Source organism: Stenotrophomonas chelatiphaga, assembly GCF_001431535.1.
Taxonomy (GTDB): Bacteria; Pseudomonadota; Gammaproteobacteria; order Xanthomonadales; family Xanthomonadaceae; genus Stenotrophomonas; species Stenotrophomonas chelatiphaga.
The window spans coordinates 1-3,614 of the sequence record NZ_LDJK01000128.1 but is presented as its reverse complement, the minus strand read 5'-3'; the positions used below and the strand labels follow the sequence as shown (position 1 = coordinate 3,614).

Below are 3,614 nucleotides of genomic sequence, written 5' to 3'. Positions count from 1 at the left end.
TCTTCCTCCCACCCTTTCTTCCACCCGCTCTGTCCATGGCCACCATGGACCTGTCGAAGGTGGGGCGGGGTGGCTGTGCAGGACCGTCTTTTCGCATGGATGCGAAAAGCGAGCCTCCATGGACGGATTCACGGCGTGTCCTGCACAGCCACCCCGCCCCGCCATCAAGCAGCCCTGCAGCTTCTGACGTTGACGTTGACGTTGCTTCGGCTTGAAAAAAGCAGCCGCCGGGCGCAGCCCGGCCGACCCCTGCCATCAGTTGGTCACATAAAGCGCTTGCACTCTGAATCGGTGGTGTTATAGTTGACTACAACACCAGTCACCTGAGACAGGGGAGCCGATGAATACGTCCGTCCAACATCGCATGACCCGCATGGCCGCCAGCGCGGCGGGCCTGCTGCTCCTGTCCCTGTGGTTCGGTGTGGCGCATGGCGGCGCCGACGACACCCAGGCCGCCTCCGCCCTCAACAGCCTGCAGGACGCAGGCGTGCCGGACGCTGGGAATGCACCGCCGGCACCCTCCCCCCCGCGGCGGCTGAACAGTTCGTTGTCCATGCCGTATTTTTCTTTCGCACAGTCGCTGAATTCCCGGAGCTGACCATGAGCGATATCCAGTGGAGCGATGGCGCTCCCATCTACCGTCAGCTGAAGGAGCGCGTGATCGCCATGATGCTTGACGGAATCATCAAGCCGGGCGACGCCCTGCCCTCGGTCCGCCAGGTGGCGGCCGATTACCAGCTCAACCCCATCACCGTGTCCCGTGCCTACCAGGAGCTGGCCGACGAAGGTCTGGTCGAAAAGCGCCGCGGCCTGGGCATGTTCATGACCGAAGAAGCGGCAACGCAGCTGCGCAGCAGCGAGCGCGATCGCTTCCTCAACGAAGAATGGCCGGCCGTGCTCGAGCGCATCCAGCGCCTGGGCCTGGACGTGAACGAACTGTTGACCCAGGGGAAACTCTCATGAACGCCGCAGCACACCAGGATGTGATCACCGCGCGGGGCCTGCGCAAGGCCTACAAGCGCACCCTCGCGCTGGACAACACCAGCTTCAGCATTCCCGCCGGCCGCATCGTCGGGTTGATCGGGCCCAACGGCGCCGGCAAGACCACCGCGCTCAAGGCGCTGCTGGGACTGACCTCGGTGGAAGGCGAGCTGAGCGTGCTCGGCAAGGATCCGCGCAGCCACCGCGACGAGCTGATGAATGACATCTGCTTCATCGCCGACGTGGCCGTGCTGCCGCGCTGGCTGAAGGTCCGCGAAGCGATCGATTTCGTTGCCGGGGTGCATCCGCGCTTCGACCGGGCCCGCTGCGAGCGTTTCCTGTCCACCACCAAACTGCAGCCCAAACAGCGCGTGCGCGAACTGTCCAAGGGCATGATCGTGCAGCTGCACCTGGCGCTGGTGATGGCCATCGATGCCCGCGTGCTGGTGCTGGACGAGCCGACCCTGGGCCTGGACATCCTGTACCGCAAGGAGTTCTACCAGCGCCTGCTGGAGGACTACTTCGACGAGCAGAAGACGATCATCGTCACCACCCACCAGGTGGAGGAGATCGAACACATCCTGACCGACGTCATGTTCATCCGTGACGGCAAGGTCGTGCTCAGCGCCGAGATGGACGAGGTCGGCGAGCGCTACACCGAAGTGCTGGTCAACGCCGACCAGCTCGATACCGCCCGCGCGCTCAAGCCGATCGACGAACGCAGCCTGCCCTTCGGCAAATCCGTGCTGCTGTTCGACAACGTGCCGCGCAGCCAGCTGGCGACCCTCGGTGAAACCCGCAACCCCGGCCTGGCCGACCTGTTCGTCGCCATCATGAAGGGAACCTACGCATGAACGCCGTGAACCATCCGATCAGCAAGGCCGGCACCCTGCGCTGGCTGCTCAAGCGCGAATACTGGGAAAACCGCGGGGGCTTCCTGTATGCCCCGATCATCGCCGGCGTCGCCTCGCTGGTGATGAGCACCATCGGCATCATCATCGGCCTGTTCGTGCTGCGCCGCGCGGCCTCCCAGGGCGACCTGCACATCAACAACAGCAACATCCAGGTCAACGGCCTGGACCTGGACCTGCTGACCCGCCAGCTGGATCCCAAAGACCTGGTGGACCTCGGCAACGGCCTGGATGCCACCCTGGCGCTCAGTTCGGCGTGGCCGTTCGTGGTACTGGCCTTCGTTGTGTTCTTCTACTGCCTGGGCGCGCTGTATGACGACCGCCGTGACCGCAGCATCCTGTTCTGGAAGTCGTTGCCGCTGTCGGACACCCAGACCGTGCTGTCCAAGGTGATCAGCGCGATCGTGATCGCTCCGCTGATCGCCGTGGCCGCCTCGGTGCTGACCATGCTGTGCTTCCTGGGCGTCATTTCGATCGTCGCGCTGACCCATGGCGGCGACCCGATGTCGCTGATCTGGGGCCCGTCCAGCCCGCTGCTGCTGGCCGCTGGCCACCTGAGCTGGATTCCGGTGTTCGCCCTGTGGTCGCTGCCGACGGTCGGCTGGCTGCTGCTGTGCTCGTCCTGGGCCAAGAGCAAGCCATTCCTGTGGGCGGTGATGCTGCCGCTGTTTGCCGGCATCGTGGTCAGCACCACCAAGGTGATGGGCCTGCTGGACATGACCAGCGGCTGGTTCTGGCAGCACATCGTCGGCCGACTGCTGCTGGGCACCGTACCCGGCGTCGAACTGGCCTACCGTTCCGGTGTGGCCAGGAACTCCGAATCCATCGTCCAGCTGCTGTCGCCGTCCAACCAGCTCGGTGCACTGGCCATGCCGGACCTCTGGATCGGCGCTGCGGTCGGCGTCATCTTCATCTTCCTCGCCATCCGCCTGCGCCGCCGCGCCGGCGAAATCTAAGCACAAGGAGCCACCCGCCATGCGTACCCTGCTTGCCTGCGCCACCCTGATGCTGCTGCCGCTGTCCGCCCTGGCCAACGACGCGCCCTGCAAGTTCACCGAAAACCGTGACCTGAAGCTCGACCTGGCCGGCGCAAAGACCGTCGTGCTGGAGGTCAACCAGCACGACCTGCACGTGGTCGCCGGCAGCGGCCCGGCGCAGCTGTCCGGGCGGGCCTGCGCGTCCAGTGCCGACTGGCTGCGCGACCTGACCCTGACCCAGCAGCGCAGCGGCGACAAGCTGGTGGTCAGCCTGCGCCGCGAGGGCAAGCAGGGCATCGTGATCGGCGACAACTACGCCTGGCTGGACATCCGCGGCAGCGTGCCGGCCGATGTGATGGTGCAGCTGAAGGTCGGCTCCGGTGACGCGCATGTCGAAGGCGCACGCTCGCTGAGCGTGGACGTGGGTTCCGGCGATGCCGACGTGCTGCGGACCCAGGGCAGCGTGCATGCCGCGGTAGGCTCCGGCGACCTGCTGATCGACGGTGCCGACAGCCTGAATCTGCTGTCGTTGGGCTCCGGCGATGCGAAGGTGTCCAACATCCGCCGCGACGTCAGCGTCGGCAGCATCGGCTCGGGCGACCTCGACGTGCGCGATGTCGGCGGCAACCTGGCGATCCGCACGATCGGTTCCGGTGACGCCGATGCCCGCCAGGTGCGCGGCAACGTGGAGATCGGCGTGGTCGGCTCCGGCGATGTCGAACTGCGCGACGTCGGCGGCAACCTG

Annotated in this window: 5 protein-coding genes; all 5 read left to right on the top strand. The window is 65.9% G+C overall.

The window, feature by feature from the left end; translation table 11 throughout:
* The first annotated feature begins 364 nt into the window (after window positions 1–364).
* Window positions 365–598: a hypothetical protein gene (locus tag ABB28_RS17445; RefSeq protein ID WP_245625373.1), complete on the top strand. Its 234-nt coding sequence runs from the start codon at window positions 365–367 to the stop codon at window positions 596–598.
* 2 nt (window positions 599–600) lie between these two features.
* Window positions 601–963, top strand: a complete 363-nt coding sequence (locus ABB28_RS17440; RefSeq protein WP_057687616.1) for a GntR family transcriptional regulator — start codon at window positions 601–603, stop codon at window positions 961–963.
* Entirely contained in the window at window positions 960–1,835 is an 876-nt protein-coding gene (locus tag ABB28_RS17435; RefSeq protein ID WP_042615509.1) for an ABC transporter ATP-binding protein, read from the top strand. Before ABB28_RS17440 ends, ABB28_RS17435 begins: the two co-directional genes overlap by 4 nt.
* Window positions 1,832–2,848 carry an ABC-2 transporter permease gene (locus tag ABB28_RS17430; RefSeq protein ID WP_057687615.1) on the top strand — a complete coding sequence of 339 codons (1,017 nt, stop codon included), beginning with the start codon at window positions 1,832–1,834 and terminating at the stop codon, window positions 2,846–2,848. Before ABB28_RS17435 ends, ABB28_RS17430 begins: the two co-directional genes overlap by 4 nt.
* Before the next feature lie 19 nt (window positions 2,849–2,867).
* On the top strand, window positions 2,868–3,614 hold a 747-nt coding region (locus ABB28_RS17425), incomplete at its 3' end, for a DUF4097 family beta strand repeat-containing protein (RefSeq protein ID WP_057687614.1).